The sequence below is a fragment of the Sulfurisoma sediminicola genome (assembly GCF_003865015.1).
Taxonomy (GTDB): Bacteria; Pseudomonadota; Gammaproteobacteria; order Burkholderiales; family Rhodocyclaceae; genus Sulfurisoma; species Sulfurisoma sediminicola.
Map to the genome: position 1 here is coordinate 760,292 of NZ_BHVV01000001.1, position 16,989 is coordinate 777,280.

Sequence of the window (16,989 nt, forward strand, 5' to 3'; positions counted from 1 at the left end):
CGGCAATCGCGGTCGGTCGCATGCCCTGACGGGGCCCCTGCTCCCTGCTCATGCCGCCCTCTTCTTCAAATGGACCAGCAGCAGGGAGATCGCCGCCGGCGTGACGCCCTGGATGCGCGCCGCCTGCCCCAGGGTTTCCGGGCGGTGCTGGTTGAGTTTCTGCTGCACCTCGATGCCGAGGCCGCGCACCTCGGCATAGTCGAGGCCATCCGGCAGGCGCAGTTCCTCGCTGGCCTGGCTGCGCGCGACCTCCTCCTTCTGCCGCTCGATGTAGCCGTGGTACTTAGCCTGGATCTCCACCTGCTCGGCCACGGTCGGCTCAGCCACGCCCTCCCCCGCACCGGGCAGGGTCAGCAGGCTGGCATAGGTCACTTCCGGGCGACGCAGCAGGTCGAACAGGCGGTACTCGCGCTCGAGTGGTTTGGTCAGCACGCGCAAGGCGTCGGCTTCCGGCACCAGACGCGGATTGATCCAGACGCTCTTCAGGCGCTCGGTCTCGGTGGCGATCGCGTCACGCTTGCGGTTGAAGGCGGCCCAGCGCGCATCGTCCACAAGCCCGAGTTCGCGGCCGATCTGGGTCAAGCGGAGGTCGGCGTTGTCCTCGCGCAGGGAGAGGCGGTACTCGGCGCGGCTGGTAAACATGCGGTAGGGTTCGGAGACGCCGCGGGTGATGAGGTCGTCGACCAGCACACCGAGATAGGCTTGGTCGCGGCGCGGGCTCCACGCTTCCAGATCGCGGGCGCAACGGGCGGCATTTACGCCGGCGAGCAATCCCTGTGCCGCCGCCTCCTCGTAGCCCGTGGTGCCGTTGATCTGGCCGGCGAAGAACAGCCCCGCGATCGACTTGGTTTCGAACGACGCCTTGAGGTTGCGCGGGTCGAAGTAATCGTACTCGATGGCGTAGCCGGGGCGCAGGATGTGGGCGTGCTCGAGGCCGCGGATCGAGCGCACCAGCTCGAGCTGGACGTCGAAAGGCAAGGAGGTCGACACCCCCTGCGGATAGATCTCGTGGGTCGTCAGGCCTTCGGGTTCGAGGAAGACCTGATGCTCGTCCCGGCCGGCGAAGCGGTGGATCTTGTCCTCGATCGAGGGGCAGTAGCGCGGCCCGACCCCTTCGATCACGCCGGTGAACATCGGCGAGCGATCGAGACCGGCGCGGATGATGTCGTGGGTGCGGGCATTGGTATGGGTGATCCAGCACGACACCTGGCGCGGATGCTGCTCGGCCCGGCCCAGGAAGGAGAACACCGGCACCGGGTCGTCGCCGGGCTGCACCTGCATCACCGAGTAGTCGATGGTCCGGCCGTCGAGGCGCGGCGGCGTGCCGGTCTTGAGGCGGCCGACCGGCAACTGTAGTTCGCGCAGACGCTGCGCCAGCGAGATTGCCGGCGGGTCGCCGAAGCGGCCGGCGCGGTAGTTCTCGAGGCCGACATGCACGAGGCCGTTGAGAAAAGTGCCGGCGGTAAGCACCACCGCCGGCGCCTCGAAGCGGATGCCGAGCTGGGTGACGACGCCGCTGACCTTGTCGCCCGCCAGCGTCAGGTCATCGACCGCCGCCTGGAACAGCGTGAGGTTCACCTGGTTTTCGAGGCGGCCGCGGATGGCCTGCTTGTAAAGGTTGCGGTCGGCCTGGGCACGGGTGGCGCGCACCGCCGGCCCCTTGGAGGCGTTGAGGATGCGGAACTGGATGCCGGCTTCGTCGGTGGCAGCCGCCATCGCCCCGCCGAGGGCATCGACCTCCTTGACCATATGGCCCTTGCCGATGCCGCCGATCGAGGGGTTGCACGACATGGCACCCAGCGTCTCGATGTTGTGCGTCAGCAGCAGCGTCGCCGCGCCGGACCGCGCGGCGGCCAGCGCAGCCTCAGTGCCGGCATGGCCGCCACCGACAACGATCACATCAAAACGAGCCGGAAATAGCATGACAATAAGTCGGCGCTGGCGGGAGGCGAGGGGAATTCAAAAGAGGCGCAATGATACGCCTGCCGACGAAGTCAGTTCAAACCGGAGGTTGGTGTTTCACGTGAAACGTCGTTTCGCGAAGTTTCACGTGAAACAAAATCAGTGCTTGCCGCCCAGCCCCAGATAGGACTCGATCACTTTCGGGTCATCCTGCAGCTGATCGCTCGGCCCACTGATAGCGACTTCCCCGGTTTCGAGTACATAGCCATAGTCGGCGATCTGCAGCGCGGCGCGGGCATTCTGCTCGACCAGCAGCACCGCCACCCCACTCTTTTTGAGATCGGCAACGATGCGGAAGATCTCGCGCACGATCAGCGGCGCCAGGCCGAGACTGGGCTCGTCCAGCAACAGGAGCCGGGGCCTAGCCATCAGGGCACGACCAACGGCCAACATCTGCCGCTCGCCGCCGGAAAGGGTGCCAGCCATCTGGGTGTGACGTTCCCTCAGACGCGGAAATATCTCGAAGACCTGCGCCATGGTCGCACGCTCGTCGCGGTGGCCGAGACGGTGGCGCATGAAGGCACCGAGGAGCAGGTTGTCCTCGACCGTCATCTCGCCGAACAGGGCGCGCGACTCCGGGACCAACGTCATGCCCTGCGCCACCATGCGCTCGACCTCGATCTCTCGCTGGGCATGACCGAGGTAGGCGATCTCGCCTTGGCTGCGTGGCAGCACGCCCATGATGGCGGAGAGCAGCGTGGTCTTGCCGGCACCATTCGGGCCGATCACGGTGACGATCTGGCCGGTCTCGACCTTGAGCGAGACATGGTGCAGCGCCTCGACCTTGCCGTAGGAGACGCAGAGGTCGCGGACTTCGAGAACGGGCGCCGTGCTCATCATTCGACTCCGCCGAGATACGCTTCCAGCACCGCCGGGTCTTTCTGCACATCCTGCGGCAGGCCCTCGGCGATCTTCTCGCCGAACTCCATCACCACCACCCGGTCGGCCAGCCCCATGACGAAATCCATGTCGTGCTCGACTAGCAGGATGCCCATGCCCTCGCCCTTGAGCTTGTTCAGCAGGTCGGCCAGCGCCTGCTTCTCCAGATAGCGCAGGCCGGCGGCCGGCTCGTCGAGCAGCAGCAGGCAGGGATCGGCGGCGAGCGCGCGGGCGATCTCGACGATGCGCTGCTGGCCCAGTGCCAGACTGCCGGCCTGGTCGAACATGTGGGTGCCAAGGCCGACGCGCTCGATCTGCCGCGCCCCTTCCGCCAGCAGCCGCGCCTCCTCCGCGCGCTCGAGGTGCAATGCGGCGGCAGCCACGCCCTGGCTGCCGCGCAGGTGGGCGCCGATGGCGACGTTCTCGAGCACCGACATCGCCGGCAGCAGGCGCACGTGCTGGAAGGTCCGGCTCATGCCGCGACGGGCGATGTCGCGCGCGGCCAAGCTATCGATGCGCTCGCCGCGGAAGCGAATCTCGCCCGAAGTCGGGGCATCAACGCCCGTGATGCAGTTGAACATGGTGCTCTTGCCGGCGCCGTTGGGACCGATCAGCGCCAGGATCTCGCCGGCGGCAACCGCCAGGCTCATGCGGTCGTTGGCGGTGAGGCCGCCGAACTTCTTCACCACGTCCCTGACCTCGAGCAGCACCGTGCCCGCCGCCGGCACCTCGCGCCGCGGCAGCGGGCCGGCTGCCGGCACCGCCCTGGCGACATCGCCCTGCGGCATCCAGCGGATAAGCATCGGCCAGAGACCGTCGCGGGCGCGCTGCAACACCACGATCATCATCACGCCGAAGACGATCACCTCGAAGTTGCCCGAGGCGCCGAAGATCTGCGGCAGCAGATCCTGCAGCCACTGTTTCATCACCGTGATCACGCCGGCGCCGACCAGCGCACCCCAGACGTGGGCGGCGCCGCCGATCACCGCCATGAACAAATACTCGATGCCGATGTGCAGGCCGAACGGCGTCGGATTGACGAAACGCTGCAGGTGGGCGTAGAGCCAGCCCGAGACGCAGGCGTAGAGCGCGGCGATGACGAAGATCACCACCTTGGAGCGCGCGGTATTCACGCCCATGGCCTCGGCCATCACCGTGCCACCCTTGAGCGCGCGGATCGCCCTGCCCTCGCGCGAATCCAACAGGTTTTGCGTGAGCCAGATGGCACCGAGCAGAACCACCCAGATCAGATAATAGTAGTGACGCGAGTCCTTGAGTTCGAAACCGAACACCCCCAGCAGCGGGATGCCGGTGATGCCGGTGTGGCCGCCGAGGAATTCGACGTTGCCGAAGAGGAAATACAGCGAAATGCCCCAGGCGATGGTGCCGAGCGGCAGGTAGTGGCCCGAGAGCCGCAGGGTCATCCAGCCAAGCACAAGCGCCACGAGCGCAGTGAGCGCTAACCCTAGGAGCAGCGCCAGCCACGGCGAGCCACCCAGCAGCGCCAGAGCCGGTGGCAACCCCTGCGTCGTCGTCAGCCACGCCGTGGTGTAGGCACCGAGGCCGACGAAGGCCGCTTGCCCGAAGGAGGTCAGCCCGCCGACGCCGGTCAGCAGCACCAGCCCGAGGGCGACCAGCGAATAGAGCCCGATGTAGTTGAGCAGGGTGACGTGAAACTCGGCCAGCACCCAGGGCGCAGCCGCCAGCAGCACGAGAAACAGGCCGAGCGCGGCACGATTCAGCCTCATTCCACTTCCTCGACGTGGCGCGTCGTCAGCGAGCGCCACAGCAGCACCGGAATGATCAGGGTAAACACGATCACTTCCTTGAAGGCGCTGGCGTAGAAGGACGAGAAGGATTCGAGCAGGCCGACCAGCACCGCGCCGGCCGCCGCCACCGGGTAGCTCGCCAGCCCGCCGATGATGGCGCCGACGAAGCCCTTGAGGCCGATGAGGAAGCCGGTGTCGTAGTAGATGGTGGTGATCGGCGCGATGAGGATGCCGGAGAACGCGCCGATGGCGGCGGCCAGCAGGAAGGACAGCTTGCCCGCCATGGTGGTCGAAATGCCCATCAGCCGCGCCCCGACGCGGTTGATGGCCGTCGCCCGCAGGGCCTTGCCGTAGAGCGTGCGCTCGAACAACTGGTAGAGGGTGACAATCAAGGCCAGGCTGGCGATCACCACCCAGATGGTCTGGCCACTGATGGTGAGGCCGGCGATTTCGAGGTTGCCCTCGGAGAAGGCCGGCGTGCGCGAACCCTCGGCGCCGAAGAACAGCAGGCCCAACCCGACCAGCGTCAGATGCACCGCGACGGAAACGATCAGCAGCACCAGCACCGAGGCCTCGGCCAGCGGCTGGTAGGCGAGGCGATAGACCATGGGCCCGAGCGGCACCACCACGGCCAGCGCCAGCAGCACCTGCGCCGGCAACGGCAGCTCGGCCGGTTTCACCAGCCACAGCAGCGCCGTCAACGCCGCCGGATAGACGATGTTCCAGCCGACGATGGCGGGGATGCGCCGCGCCGTGCCGCGCCTGACCGCCAGCGCCAGGTCGATGGCGGCCACCGCAATGCCCATGCCGAGCAGCAGCCACAGCGTGCCCGGCAGCTTACCGGCCTGCAGGGCGGCCAGGGTCAGCGCACCGAAGGCGACGTACTCGCCCTGCGGGATGAAGATCACCCGCGTTACCGCGAACACCAGCACCAGCGCCAGCGCCAGCAGCGCGTAGATGGCGCCGTTGGTGATGCCGTCCTGGCCGAGCAGCAGGGCGATCTGGAAGTCCATGTTTAGGAGAGCCTTGAAGCGAACAAGGGCGCCTTGCTAGCGCAGGCGCCCTTGTTCAGGGGCGGACAGTATACCGTCCGCCGCTATGGCCGTCCTACTTCAGCAGTTTCCAGGCCCCGTTCTCGATCACCACCATGACGCGGGCGCGCTGGTCGAAGCCGAGGTGGTCGGTCGGCGACATGTTCACGATGCCGTGCGACACCGTGACGTTCTTGAGTCCCTCGAGCGCGTCGCGCAGGGCGGCGCGGAATTCCTTGCTACCCGGCTTGGCCTTCTTCAGCGCGGCGGGCACGGCATTGGCCAGCAGCAGGCCGGCGTCCCAGGCGTGGGCGCCGAAGGTCGAAGTCGAGCCCTTGCCGTGTGCGGCTTCGTACTTGGCGGTGTAGTCGAGCGCCACCTTCTTGATCGGGTTGCTGTCGGGCAGCTGGCCCGCCACCAGCACGGGGCCGGCGGGCAGGAAGGTACCCTCGCAATCCTTGCCGCAGACGCGCAGGAAGTCCATGTTGGCGACGCCGTGGGTCTGGTAGAACTTGCCGACGTAACCCCTTTCCTTCAGCGTCTTCTGCGGCAGCGCGGCCGGCGTGCCGGAGCCGGCGACCAGCACCGCGTCGGGCTTGGTCGACATGATTTTAAGCACCTGGCCGGTGACGGAGGTGTCGGCGCGGTTGTAGCGCTCGTTGGCGACGATCTTCAGCTTGCGCGCCTCGGCGATCTTGGAAAACTCCTGGAACCAGCCCTCGCCGTAGGCGTCGGCGAAGCCGATGAAGGCCACGGTCTTGACGCCGGCGTTGGTCATGTGCTCGACGATGGCGGTCGACATCTGCACGTCGTTCTGCGGCGTCTTGAACACCCACTTCACCTTCGGATTGGCGGGATCGACGATGCGGGCCGAGGCGGCCATGGAGACCATCGGCGTCTCGGCCTCGGCGGCGACGTCGATCATGGCCAGCGAGTTCGGGGTGATGGTCGAGCCGAGGATGACATCGACCTTGTTCTCGGTGACGAACTTACGCGCGTTCTTGACGGCGGTGGTGGTGTCGGAGGCGTCGTCGAGGACGATGTAGTTGATCTTCTGGCCGGCGATGGTCGTCGGCATCAGGGCGAAGGTGTTCTTCTCGGGAATCCCCAGGCTGGCGGCCGGGCCGGTGGCCGAGACGTTGACGCCGACAGTGATGTCGGCCTGGGCGGCCATGGATGCCAGCGCGACCAGCAGGCCCGCGACCAGTTTCTTCTTCTGCATTTTTGCTCCTCCTCCGGAACGAAAGTCACTACATCAAAGCAGGGTATCGTAGCCGAATTTCGCGATCAGCACAGCGGTCACGGCCAGAAACACCCCGCGCACGAAGCCGCTGCCGTGGCGTATCGCCAGGCGGCTGCCCGCCATCGCCCCGGCGATGTTGAACACCGCCATCGCCAGCGCCAGCTGCCACAACACGTGCCCCGTCGGCGCGAACCAGGACAGCGCGGCGAGGTTGGTGCTGAAATTCACCACCTTGGCGGCACTCGAGGCGCGCAGGAAATCCAGGCCGAAAAAGCGGACGAAGGCGAAGATCATGAAACTGCCCGCGCCCGGCCCGAAGAAGCCGTCGTAGAAGCCGAGCACGGCGCCCGCTAGAAGCGCCGGCCGGGTCGCGCCGCCGGAAAAACTCGGCGCCAGCGCCACGGTGCCGAAGTCGCGCTTGAACATGGTGTAGACGAAGACGGCGACCAGCAGCAGCAGGATCAGCGGCCGCAGCCATTCCTTCGGCGCCAGCGACACCAGCGCGGCGCCGCCGAAGGAGAAGACGAAGGCCGCGGCCGCCGCCGGCAGCGCCACCTCCCATGGCAGCGCAATGCGCCGGGCATAGCGCCAGGCGGCGTTGGCGGTGCCGAAGATCGACGAGCCCTTGTTGGTGCCGAAGACGGTGGCCGGCGCTTCTCCCGGCAGCGCGGTCAGCAGGGCCGGCACCTGGATCAGGCCGCCGCCGCCCGCCACCGCGTCGATGAAGCCGGCGAAGGCCGCCGCCAGGAGCAGCAGGCCGAAGGTCGACGCGCCGCCGTCGATCATTTGCCGATGCAGAAGCGGCTGAAGATGACGCCCAGCAGGTCGTCGGAAGTGAATTCGCCGGTGATGGCCGCCAGCGCCTCCTGCGCCAGGCGCAGCTCCTCGGCACACAATTCGATCTGCCGCAACTGGCGTTCCGCCAGCGCCGACTTTTCCGCGGCGAGATTCAGCGCCTCGAGATGGCGTTCGCGGGCGAGGATCACGTCCTCGCCGTGGCCGGCCCAGCCGGCGACGCGCAGCAATTCGTCGTGGAGCAGGCCGATGCCCGCGCCGGTCTTCGCCGACAGCCGCAGATGGACCTGGCCGGCGCGTTCCGCGTCCTCGAAGCGCCCCGGAACGAGGCCGGCGAGATCGCACTTGTTCTCGACCACGATGCGCTCGATGCCCGCCGGCAGGCGCACGGCGATGGCATGGTCGGCGGGGGTGACGCCGGCGCGGGCATCGACGATCTGCAGCACCACGTCGGCACGGGCGATCTCCTGCCAGGTGCGCTCGATGCCTATCTTCTCGACGGCATCATCGGTCTCGCGCAGGCCGGCGGTGTCGATCACGTGCAGCGGGATGCCCTCGACGTGGATGGTCTCGCGCAGCGCATCGCGGGTGGTGCCGGCGATCTCGGTGACGATGGCGCGCTCCTCGCCGGCGAGGCGGTTGAGCAGCGAGCTTTTTCCCACGTTGGGCAGGCCGGCCAGCACCACGTGCAGGCCGGTGCGCAGCATCGCACCCTGGCGCGCCCTGCCCTGCAGCGCCGCGATGTCGGCGCGCAGCTGCGCCAGCCGCGCGGCGGCGTCGATGTCGCGCAGCAACTGCTCGGCGTCGATCTCCTCCTCGGGGAAATCAAGCGTGGCCTCGATCAGCATGCGCAGCTCGGTCAGCCGCGCGACGATGCCATGCACGGCGTGCGAGAACTCGCCCGAGAGCGAACGCAGGGCCGAGCGCGCCGCCTGCGCCGTCGAGGCCTCGATCAGGTCGGCCACCGCCTCGGCCTGGGCCAGGTCGAGCTTGTCGTTGAGGAAGGCGCGGCGGGTGAACTCGCCCGGATCGGCCAGCCGCGCGCCGAGCTCGATCGCGCGCGCCAACAGCAGCTGCATCACCACCGGACCGCCGTGGCCCTGCAGCTCGAGCACGTCCTCGCCGGTGAAGGAATGCGGCGCAGGGAAATGGAGCAGGATGCCGCGATCGATGGCGATGCCGTCGCCCGCCAGAAAGTCGGCGATGGCGGCACGCCGCGGCTGGATCGAATCAGGGGCCTTGCCGGTCAGCGCCGCCGCGAAAGGCAGCAGGTCATGACCCGATACCCGCACCACGCCGATGCCGCCACGCCCCGGCGCGGTGGCGATGGCAGCGATGGTGTCAGTGGTATCAGTGTGCCTTGAGGCCGGCACTTTCGATCATGCGGTTGACCTGCCACTGCTGGGCGATCGACAGCACGTTGTTGACCGTCCAGTAGAGCACCAGGCCCGCCGGGAAGAACAGGAACATGCCGGTGAACACGATGGGCATGAACAGCATGACCTTGGCCTGTATCGGATCGGGCGGGGTCGGGTTGAGCTTGGTCTGCACGAACATGGTCACGCCCATGATCAACGGCATGATGAAGTAGGGATCCTTGGCCGAGAGGTCGGTGATCCAGCCCAGCCAGGGTGCGCCGCGCATCTCGACCGTGCCCAGCAACACCCAGTACAGTGCGATGAAGACGGGGATCTGCACCACAATGGGCAGGCAGCCGCCGAGCGGGTTGACCTTCTCCTTCTTGTACAGCTCCATCATCTCCTGGTTCATGCGCTGGCGGTCGTCGGCGTAGGTCTCCTTGAGCTTGGTCAGCTTGGGCGTCAGCACGCGCATCTTGGCCATGGATTTGTAGCTGGCGGCGGAGAGCGGGAAGAAGATCAGCTTGAGCATCACCGTCAGGCCGATGATGGCCCAGCCCCAGTTGCCGACGAACTTGTAGATGGCTTCCAGCACCCAGAACAGCGGCGCGGCGATCACGGTCAGCCAGCCGTAGTCGACCACCAGGTCGAGGCCCGGCGCAACCTTGGCCAGCTTGTCCTGTTCCTGCGGGCCGGCGAAGAGCGAAGTCTCGAGCTTGCCGCTGGCACCCGGGGCGATGGCCGCCATCGGCACGATGACGCCGGCCGCGAACAGGTCGTCGCCCAGCTTGCGGATGAAGAACTCGCGCGGTGCCTTCGCCGCCGGCAGCCAGGCCGAGACGAAGTAATGCTGCACCATGCCCACCCAGCCGTTGTCGGCCTGGGCCGGCGCCTTGGCCTTGCCCTTGGTGATGTCGGCAAAGTCGACCTTGTGATATTTCTCGGCATCGGTATAGAAAGCCGGGCCGGTGAAGGTGGACATCATGGCGTTGCCGCCTTCCGGGGCCTGGCTATTGCGCGAAAGCTGGAAGTAGACATTGGGGGTGACGGCAGCCGCGCCGCCGTTGACGACTTCATGCTCGACGCCGACCAGGTAGCTGCCGCGGCGGAAAACATAGGTCTTGGCCACCTTGATGCCATCGCCGCCGGCCGCTTCGAGGCGCACGCGCAGCTCGTCCTGGCCATCCTTGAGCTCGAGGCCGGCCGTCGGCAGGGTCCAGATGGAACGGTGGTTGGGCAGGTTCGCGCCGATCAGCCCGCTCTGCGCGGCATAGGCATGCCTGTCATCGAACAGCACGAAATTGTTCTTGGTGTTTTCGGTGGCGCGGTGCTTGAGCAGTTCGAGGCGAACGATGTCGCCGCCCAGCGCGGAGATGTCGGCGCTGAACAGATCGGTCTTGACCGAGGCACGCGCGGCGGTCGCGTTGGCAGGGGTAGCCGGCACGGCAGCAGCCTTGGCACCCGGCACGGGCAGTCCGGAGGTCGGGGCTGGCGCTGCGGCCACCGTAGCGGCCGGCACCGATGTGGTAGTGCCCGGCGCCGGATGAGGCTGGCCCTGCTTCACCCAGGCATCCCAAAGCATGATCAGGGAAAAGCTGAAAACGAGAAGCAGGATCAGGCGTTGATTGTCCATGACAGGGGTCGCGAGGAAGTTCTAACGTTTAGGGAACCGGATCATACCCGCCCGGATGCCACGGATGGCAACGACCGACGCGCCGGATGGCCAGCCACAGCCCCTTGGCGGGTCCGTGACGCTCGAGCGCCTCGATCGCGTACTCCGAGCAGCTCGGGTGAAAGCGGCAGCTGCGGCCGAGCATGGGGCTGATCGCATACTTGTAGATGCGCAGCAACCCGATCAGCGGCAACGCGAGCCAGTATCCGGGCCGGAATTTCATGTTGCAGCCCGCTCGCGCAACCGCTGCAGCAAGGCGTCGATGTCCGTTCTCGCCATCGGGCGGGTCGCCCGCCCGGCGGACGCCACGGGCTTGGCTAGGCGCAGCACCAGATCGAAGGCGGGCAGCTCGGCACGGGCGTGCCGAAAAGCCTCGCGCCCGAGGCGCTTGAGGAGGTTGCGCAACACTGCGCGACGGGCCAGCTTCTTGGCGATCACCAGCCCCAAGCGGGCGCCGCCGCCTTCATTGGGACGATAGTGCAGATCGAAGCGCTCGCCGCGCAGAACCCGGCGGTGGTTGAAAACGGCCGAAAACTCGGCCGCCGTGTGCAGACGATCGCCGCTTTCTAAACTCAGGCGGGGATCGGTCAGACCGGGAAGCGAGCGAGGCGAATCAGACGGCGAGGCGGTGACGGCCCTTGGCACGGCGGGCGCGGATCACGGCACGACCACCGCGGGTACGCATGCGCACGAGGAAACCGTGGGTACGCTTGCGACGCACAACCGAGGGTTGATAGGTGCGTTTCATGATTTTGACCTTTTGCGAAAAAACGCGCGATTACAGCGCGCCTGGCCTGGAAAGTCAAGAAATTTATTGTCGTCCCCCTTGTGGATAACTTTTTCCGAAGTCGCTAGAATCCATCGCTCACCTGCCTCCGGGTCTTTTCCCGAGCCGCCGGGAAGAATAAAAAAATACTTATAATTCAAAATATTAAGAGACTACACCCTTCAAAGCCGTGAGCCTGCCGTCGTATCCCCTCTCCCTGCCGTTCGCTTGTCGCGAGCGCGCGTGCATGAGTGACCATGAGTGATTTCTGGTCCGCCTGTCTCGACCGCTTCGAGCGTGATCTGCCGAGCCAGCAGTTCAACACCTGGATCAAGTCGCTGCGTCTCGAGGACGACGGTCTGGCCGCCAGCGGTGCCGACTCGGCCTCGGCGCCGGCACGCCGCATGCGTCTGCTCGCCCCCAACCGCTTCATCCTGCAATGGGTGCGCGAGCGCTACCTGGCCCAGATCGAGGCGCTGTCGCATCAGTATTTCACCGAGCCCGTAAACATCAGCCTGACGCTCGACGAAACACCCCGCTCAACCGACGCCATCGCGCCGGACGTGGCAACGGAGCCTGCACCGGCAGACAGCATGAGCGCGGAGCCGCTGGAACTGGTCGCAAACGTCCTACCTGCAACGCGCTCCGAGGATCCCGCCTACGAGCGCTCCCGCCTTAATCCGGAATTCACCTTCGACGCCCTGGTCAGCGGCCGCGCCAACGACCTGGCCCGCGCCGCAGCGCAGCAGTGCGCGCAGAATCCCGGCACCTCGTACAACCCGCTGTTCATCTATGGCGGCGTCGGCCTCGGCAAGACCCACCTCGCCCACGCGCTGGGCAACGAGGTCTGGCGGCAGGATCCGCAACGCGTCGTTCGCTACATCCACGCCCACGACTACATCGCCGACGTCGTCCGCGCTTACCAGCAGAAAGCCTTCGATGTACTGAAACGCTATTATTCGTCGCTTGACCTGCTGATCATCGACGACATCCAGTTCCTCGGTGGCAACAAGGAGCGCACGCAGGAGGAGTTCTTTTTCGCCTTCAATGCGCTGATCGAAGCCAAGAAGCAGATCGTCATTACCTGCGATACCTATCCGAAGGACATTCAGGGCCTCGAGGACCGGCTGATCTCGCGCTTCGACTGGGGCCTCACGGTCGCCATTGAGCCGCCCGAACTGGAAATGCGCGTCGCCATTCTCAAGAAGAAGGCCGAGGCGACGAAAATGCCGCTGTCCGACGACGTCGCCTTCCTCATCGCCAAGCACTTGCGCTCCAATGTGCGGGAACTCGAGGGCGCCCTCAACCGCGTACTCGCCTTCGCCCGTTTCCACGGCCGCGACATCACCCTCGACGTCGCCAGGGAAGCACTAAAGGACGTCATCGGCGCCACCAACCGCCAGATCACCCTGGAATCGATTCAGAAGACCGTCGCCGACTACTTCAAGATCAAGGTCGCCGACATGTACTCGCAACGTCGTACCCGCGCGATTGCCCGCCCGCGCCAGGTCGCGATGTGGCTGACACGCGAACTGACGCCACACAGCCTGCCCGAGATCGGCGACGCCTTCGGCGGCCGCGACCACACCACCGTCATGCACGCCTGCCGCACGATCGCGGACCTGCGCCGTACCGACAACACCCTCAACAACGACCTGCACGTGCTGATGCAGACCATCAAAGGCTGATGAAGGACCGATGAACAAGCTCTGGATTACCTCTGGACGAAATGTGGACAAGTCGGGATTGTTTCTCTCACGATTATTTGACTCACAATCATCCACAAGCATCCGTGTGTTTATCACCAGCCAAAATTCATATGTAACGTTATAATTTCATTGTATTTTTTATCAATTCACAGACAACTGTCCTCTATATCATCAGTATCAGGGAGATATAAGAAATGCTTCTATTCAAAGGCCCACGTGACCAGCTCCTGGTTCCCTTGCAGTCCGTTTGCGGCATTGTCGAGAAGCGGCATACCCTCCCCATCCTTTCCAACGTGCTGCTCGAGATGGAAGGTGGACGCCTGACCTTGTTGGCCACCGACATCGAGATTCAGATCCGAACCGCGGCCGAAGCGGCGGGCAAGGAAACGGCGGCGTTGACGGTCGGCGCACGCAAGATGCAGGACATTCTGCGTTCCCTGCCCGAGTCAGCCGATGTCAGCCTGGCCTACGAGGACAAGCGTCTGCAGCTCAAGGCCGGCAAGAGCCGCTTCAACCTGCAGACCCTGCCGGCTGAGGATTTCCCGCGCATGGCCGCGGGCGATGGCCAGCAGACAGCGCTCAAGGTGACGCAGAAGCAGTTCAAGCGCCTGCTCGCGCTGGTGCAGTACGCCATGGCGCAGCAGGATATCCGCTACTACCTCAACGGCCTTTTGCTGGTGGTGACCGGCAACGAGATGCGCGTGGTGGCGACCGACGGCCATCGCTTGGCCTATGCTGCAGAGGAGCTGGCCGAACAACACGGCCGCCTCGAAATCATCCTGCCGCGCAAGACCGTGCTTGAGCTGTCGCGTCAGCTGGCCGACAACGACGAGGCGCTGGAAATCGTGCTCACGCCGACGCAGGCGCAGTTCCGCTTCGGCAATATCGAGCTTGTCTCCAAGCTGATCGACGGCAAGTTTCCCGATTACGAGCGCGTCATCCCGCAGCACCACACCAAGGCCATCCTTCTCGACCGTGCCATGCTGCAGCATTCGCTGCAACGCGCGGCGATTCTCACCAACGAGAAATTTCGTGGCGTGCGCCTCGTGCTCGGCCCCGGCAGCCTCAAGATCCTTTCCACCAACGCCGAGCAGGAAGAGGCGCAGGAAGAGATCGAGGTCGATTACCAGGGCGATGCCCTCGACGTCGGTTTCAACGTCACCTATCTGCTCGACGTCCTCAACAACATCGGCGACGAGACCATCGAGTGTCGCTTGGCCGATGCCAATTCCAGCGCGTTGTTCGTGCTGCCGAACAACGAGCGCTTCAAGTACGTCGTAATGCCGATGCGTATCTAGAGCATCCGAGGAAATCGAAAATTCAATGACTGAAGAGAAGAACCCCGCCAACGGCGGCTACGACGAGGATTCCATCCAGCAGCTGGAGGGCCTCGAGGCGGTGCGCAAGCGCCCCGGCATGTACATCGGCGATACCTCCGACGGCACCGGCCTGCACCACATGGTGTTCGAGGTGGTCGACAATGCCATCGACGAGGCGCTGGCCGGCCACTGCGACGAAATCGTCATCACCATCCACACCGACAACTCGATCTCGGTGACCGACAACGGCCGCGGCATTCCCACCGGCATCAAGTTCGACGACAAGCACGAGCCCAAGCGCTCGGCCGCCGAGATCGTCATGTGCGTGCTGCATGCCGGCGGCAAGTTCAACCAGAATTCCTACAAGGTCTCCGGCGGCTTGCATGGCGTCGGCGTTTCCTGCGTCAATGCGCTGTCGAAATGGCTGCGCCTGGTCATCCGCCGCGACGGCAAGAAGTACGAAATGGAATTCAATCGCGGCCATGCCGTCGACCGCCTGATCGAGGTGGTCAACGGCGTCGAGGTCAGCCCGCTCAAGGTCACCGGCGAAACCAAAAACCGCGGCACCGAGGTGCATTTCCTCGCCGACGAGGAAATCTTCGGTGTCGGCGCCATCGAATTCCACTACGACATCCTCGCCAAGCGCCTGCGCGAACTGTCCTTCCTCAACAACGGCGTCAAGATCAAGCTGATCGACCAGCGCAACGCCAAGGAGGAGGATTTCGCCTTCTCCGGCGGGGTCAAGGGTTTCGTCGAATACATCAACCGCAGCAAGACCGTGCTGCATCCGACGGTGTTCTACTCGGCCGGCGAATCCAAGGTCGGCGATTCCGGCGTCACCATCGGCGTCGAAGTCGCGATGCAGTGGAACGACTCCTACGCCGAGCAGGTGCTCTGCTACACCAACAACATCCCGCAGGCCGACGGCGGCACCCACCTCACCGGCCTGCGCCAGGCGATGACCCGCGTCATCAACAAGTACATCGAAGAGAACGAGATCGCCAAGAAGGCCAAGGTCGACATCGCCGGCGACGACATGCGCGAAGGCCTGGCCTGCGTGCTCTCGGTCAAGATGCCCGACCCCAAGTTCGCCTCGCAGACCAAGATGAAGCTGGTATCGAGCGAGGCGCTGCCGGCGGTGCAGGAAGTGGTGGCGCAGAAACTCGCCGAGTACCTGCTGGAGCGCCCCGGCGATGCCAAAGTCATCACCGGCAAGATCGTCGAGGCCGCGCGGGCCCGCGAAGCGGCGCGCAAGGCGCGCGAGATGACGCGGCGCAAGGGCGTGCTCGACAACATCGGCCTGCCCGGCAAGCTGGCCGACTGCCAGGAAAAAGATCCGGCGTTGTGCGAGATTTACATCGTCGAGGGCGATTCCGCCGGCGGTTCCGCCAAGCAGGGCCGCGACCGCAAGTTCCAGGCGATCCTGCCGCTGCGCGGCAAGGTGCTCAACGTCGAGAAGGCGCGGCTGGACAAGGTCATCTCCTCCGAGCAGATCGTCACCCTGATCACCGCCCTGGGCTGCGGCTTCGGCAAGGAAGAGTACAAGCCGGAGAAGCTGCGCTATCACCGCATCATCATCATGACCGACGCCGACGTGGACGGCGCGCACATCCGCACCCTGCTGCTGACTTTCTTCTACCGGCAGATGCCGGAGCTGGTCGAAGGCGGCCATATCTACATCGCCCAGCCGCCGCTGTACAAGATCAAGCACGGCAAGAGCGAGCGCTACATCAAGGACGACCACGAACTGAACCAGCACCTGCTGACGCTGGCGCTTGACGGCGCGGCGCTGACGCCGAAACTGGGGGCTGCCGCCATCGAAGGCGACGCCCTCGGCGAACTGGCCCGCGCCTACCTGCTGTCCGAGGCCGTGATCCGTCGGCTGACCGATTTCATCGAGCCCGACGTGCTGCATGCCCTGCTCGCGCACGACATCCCGCTCGACCTCGGCAACGAGGCGGCCGCGGCCGCGAGTGCGGCGGCTCTGGCGCGCCGGGTTTCCGGCATCGCCATCGTCGCCGAATTCCACGAGAAGTCGGACAAATGGCGGCTGCGTCTCGAGAAGATGCGCCACGGCAACCTGCGCACCGGCCACATCGACGAGGATTTCATCCACTCGGGCGATTACGTCCAGCTGCGCAAGACCGCGCTGATGATCGCCGGCCTGATCGACAGCGGCGCCAGCATCCTGCGCGGCGAGAAATCGCAGGGCGTCGGCAGTTTCGCCGAAGCCATGACCTGGCTGCTCAACGAAGCCGAGCGCGGCCTCAGCAAGCAGCGCTACAAGGGTCTCGGCGAGATGAACCCCGAACAGCTGTGGGAGACCACCATGGACCCCGCCGTGCGCCGTCTGCTCAAGGTGCAGATCGAGGACGCCATCGCCGCCGACGAGATCTTCACGACGCTGATGGGTGACGTGGTCGAACCCCGCCGGAAATTCATCGAAGACAACGCGCTTTACGCTCGGAATATCGACGTCTGAGTCG

General features: G+C 65.3%; 14 protein-coding genes. 3 read left to right on the forward strand and 11 right to left on the reverse strand.

All coding sequences use genetic code 11. The annotated features are described in order from the left end of the window. Positions 1-48: 48 nt before the first annotated feature. The 11 genes from mnmG to rpmH all read right to left on the reverse strand — a co-directional run bounded on the left by mnmG (position 49) and on the right by rpmH (position 11,457). Positions 49-1,923, reverse strand: a complete 1,875-nt coding sequence (gene mnmG, locus EJE94_RS03630) for a tRNA uridine-5-carboxymethylaminomethyl(34) synthesis enzyme MnmG (RefSeq protein WP_121240108.1) — start codon at positions 1,921-1,923, stop codon at positions 49-51. Positions 1,924-2,061: 138 nt separating this feature from the next. Further along, a complete protein-coding gene (locus EJE94_RS03635) occupies positions 2,062-2,799 on the reverse strand; it encodes an ABC transporter ATP-binding protein (RefSeq protein ID WP_121240109.1) in 738 nt (245 codons plus the stop codon). Beyond that, entirely contained in the window at positions 2,799-4,589 is a 1,791-nt protein-coding gene (locus EJE94_RS03640; RefSeq protein ID WP_121240110.1) for a branched-chain amino acid ABC transporter ATP-binding protein/permease, read from the reverse strand. Before EJE94_RS03640 ends, EJE94_RS03635 begins: the two co-directional genes overlap by 1 nt. After that, positions 4,586-5,623: a branched-chain amino acid ABC transporter permease gene (locus tag EJE94_RS03645; RefSeq protein WP_121240111.1), complete on the reverse strand. Its 1,038-nt coding sequence runs from the start codon at positions 5,621-5,623 to the stop codon at positions 4,586-4,588. The genes EJE94_RS03640 and EJE94_RS03645 overlap by 4 nt, the downstream gene beginning before the upstream one ends. 94 nt (positions 5,624-5,717) lie before the next feature. After that, positions 5,718-6,863 carry an ABC transporter substrate-binding protein gene (locus EJE94_RS03650; protein WP_121240112.1) on the reverse strand — a complete coding sequence of 382 codons (1,146 nt, stop codon included), beginning with the start codon at positions 6,861-6,863 and terminating at the stop codon, positions 5,718-5,720. Positions 6,864-6,896: 33 nt separating this feature from the next. Continuing rightward, complete coding sequence (locus EJE94_RS03655) at positions 6,897-7,670, reverse strand: sulfite exporter TauE/SafE family protein (RefSeq protein WP_121240113.1); 774 nt, start codon at positions 7,668-7,670, stop codon at positions 6,897-6,899. Next, positions 7,667-9,052, reverse strand: coding sequence for a tRNA uridine-5-carboxymethylaminomethyl(34) synthesis GTPase MnmE (gene mnmE, locus EJE94_RS03660; protein ID WP_121240114.1), 1,386 nt, complete (start codon positions 9,050-9,052; stop codon positions 7,667-7,669). Before mnmE ends, EJE94_RS03655 begins: the two co-directional genes overlap by 4 nt. Beyond that, positions 9,030-10,670, reverse strand: coding sequence for a membrane protein insertase YidC (gene yidC, locus EJE94_RS03665; RefSeq protein WP_121240115.1), 1,641 nt, complete (start codon positions 10,668-10,670; stop codon positions 9,030-9,032). Before yidC ends, mnmE begins: the two co-directional genes overlap by 23 nt. A 28-nt stretch (positions 10,671-10,698) precedes the next feature. Beyond that, positions 10,699-10,932: a membrane protein insertion efficiency factor YidD gene (yidD, locus tag EJE94_RS03670; protein WP_121240116.1), complete on the reverse strand. Its 234-nt coding sequence runs from the start codon at positions 10,930-10,932 to the stop codon at positions 10,699-10,701. Then, positions 10,929-11,354: a ribonuclease P protein component gene (gene rnpA / locus EJE94_RS03675; RefSeq protein WP_243642511.1), complete on the reverse strand. Its 426-nt coding sequence runs from the start codon at positions 11,352-11,354 to the stop codon at positions 10,929-10,931. The genes yidD and rnpA overlap by 4 nt, the downstream gene beginning before the upstream one ends. After that, complete coding sequence (rpmH, locus tag EJE94_RS03680) at positions 11,323-11,457, reverse strand: 50S ribosomal protein L34 (protein ID WP_084207511.1); 135 nt, start codon at positions 11,455-11,457, stop codon at positions 11,323-11,325. Before rpmH ends, rnpA begins: the two co-directional genes overlap by 32 nt. Positions 11,458-11,732: 275 nt before the next feature. On the opposite strand from rpmH, the gene dnaA reads away from it, so the two are divergent. From dnaA to gyrB, 3 genes are all read left to right on the forward strand, one after another. Continuing rightward, positions 11,733-13,163, forward strand: a complete 1,431-nt coding sequence (dnaA, locus tag EJE94_RS03685) for a chromosomal replication initiator protein DnaA (protein WP_121240117.1) — start codon at positions 11,733-11,735, stop codon at positions 13,161-13,163. Between the two features lie 215 nt (positions 13,164-13,378). Then, positions 13,379-14,482, forward strand: a complete 1,104-nt coding sequence (dnaN, locus tag EJE94_RS03690; protein WP_121240118.1) for a DNA polymerase III subunit beta — start codon at positions 13,379-13,381, stop codon at positions 14,480-14,482. A 25-nt stretch (positions 14,483-14,507) separates the two neighbouring features. Beyond that, positions 14,508-16,985 (forward strand): DNA topoisomerase (ATP-hydrolyzing) subunit B, encoded by a 2,478-nt coding sequence (gene gyrB, locus EJE94_RS03695; RefSeq protein WP_121240119.1) that lies wholly within the window; start codon positions 14,508-14,510, stop codon positions 16,983-16,985. Positions 16,986-16,989 lie beyond the last annotated feature (4 nt).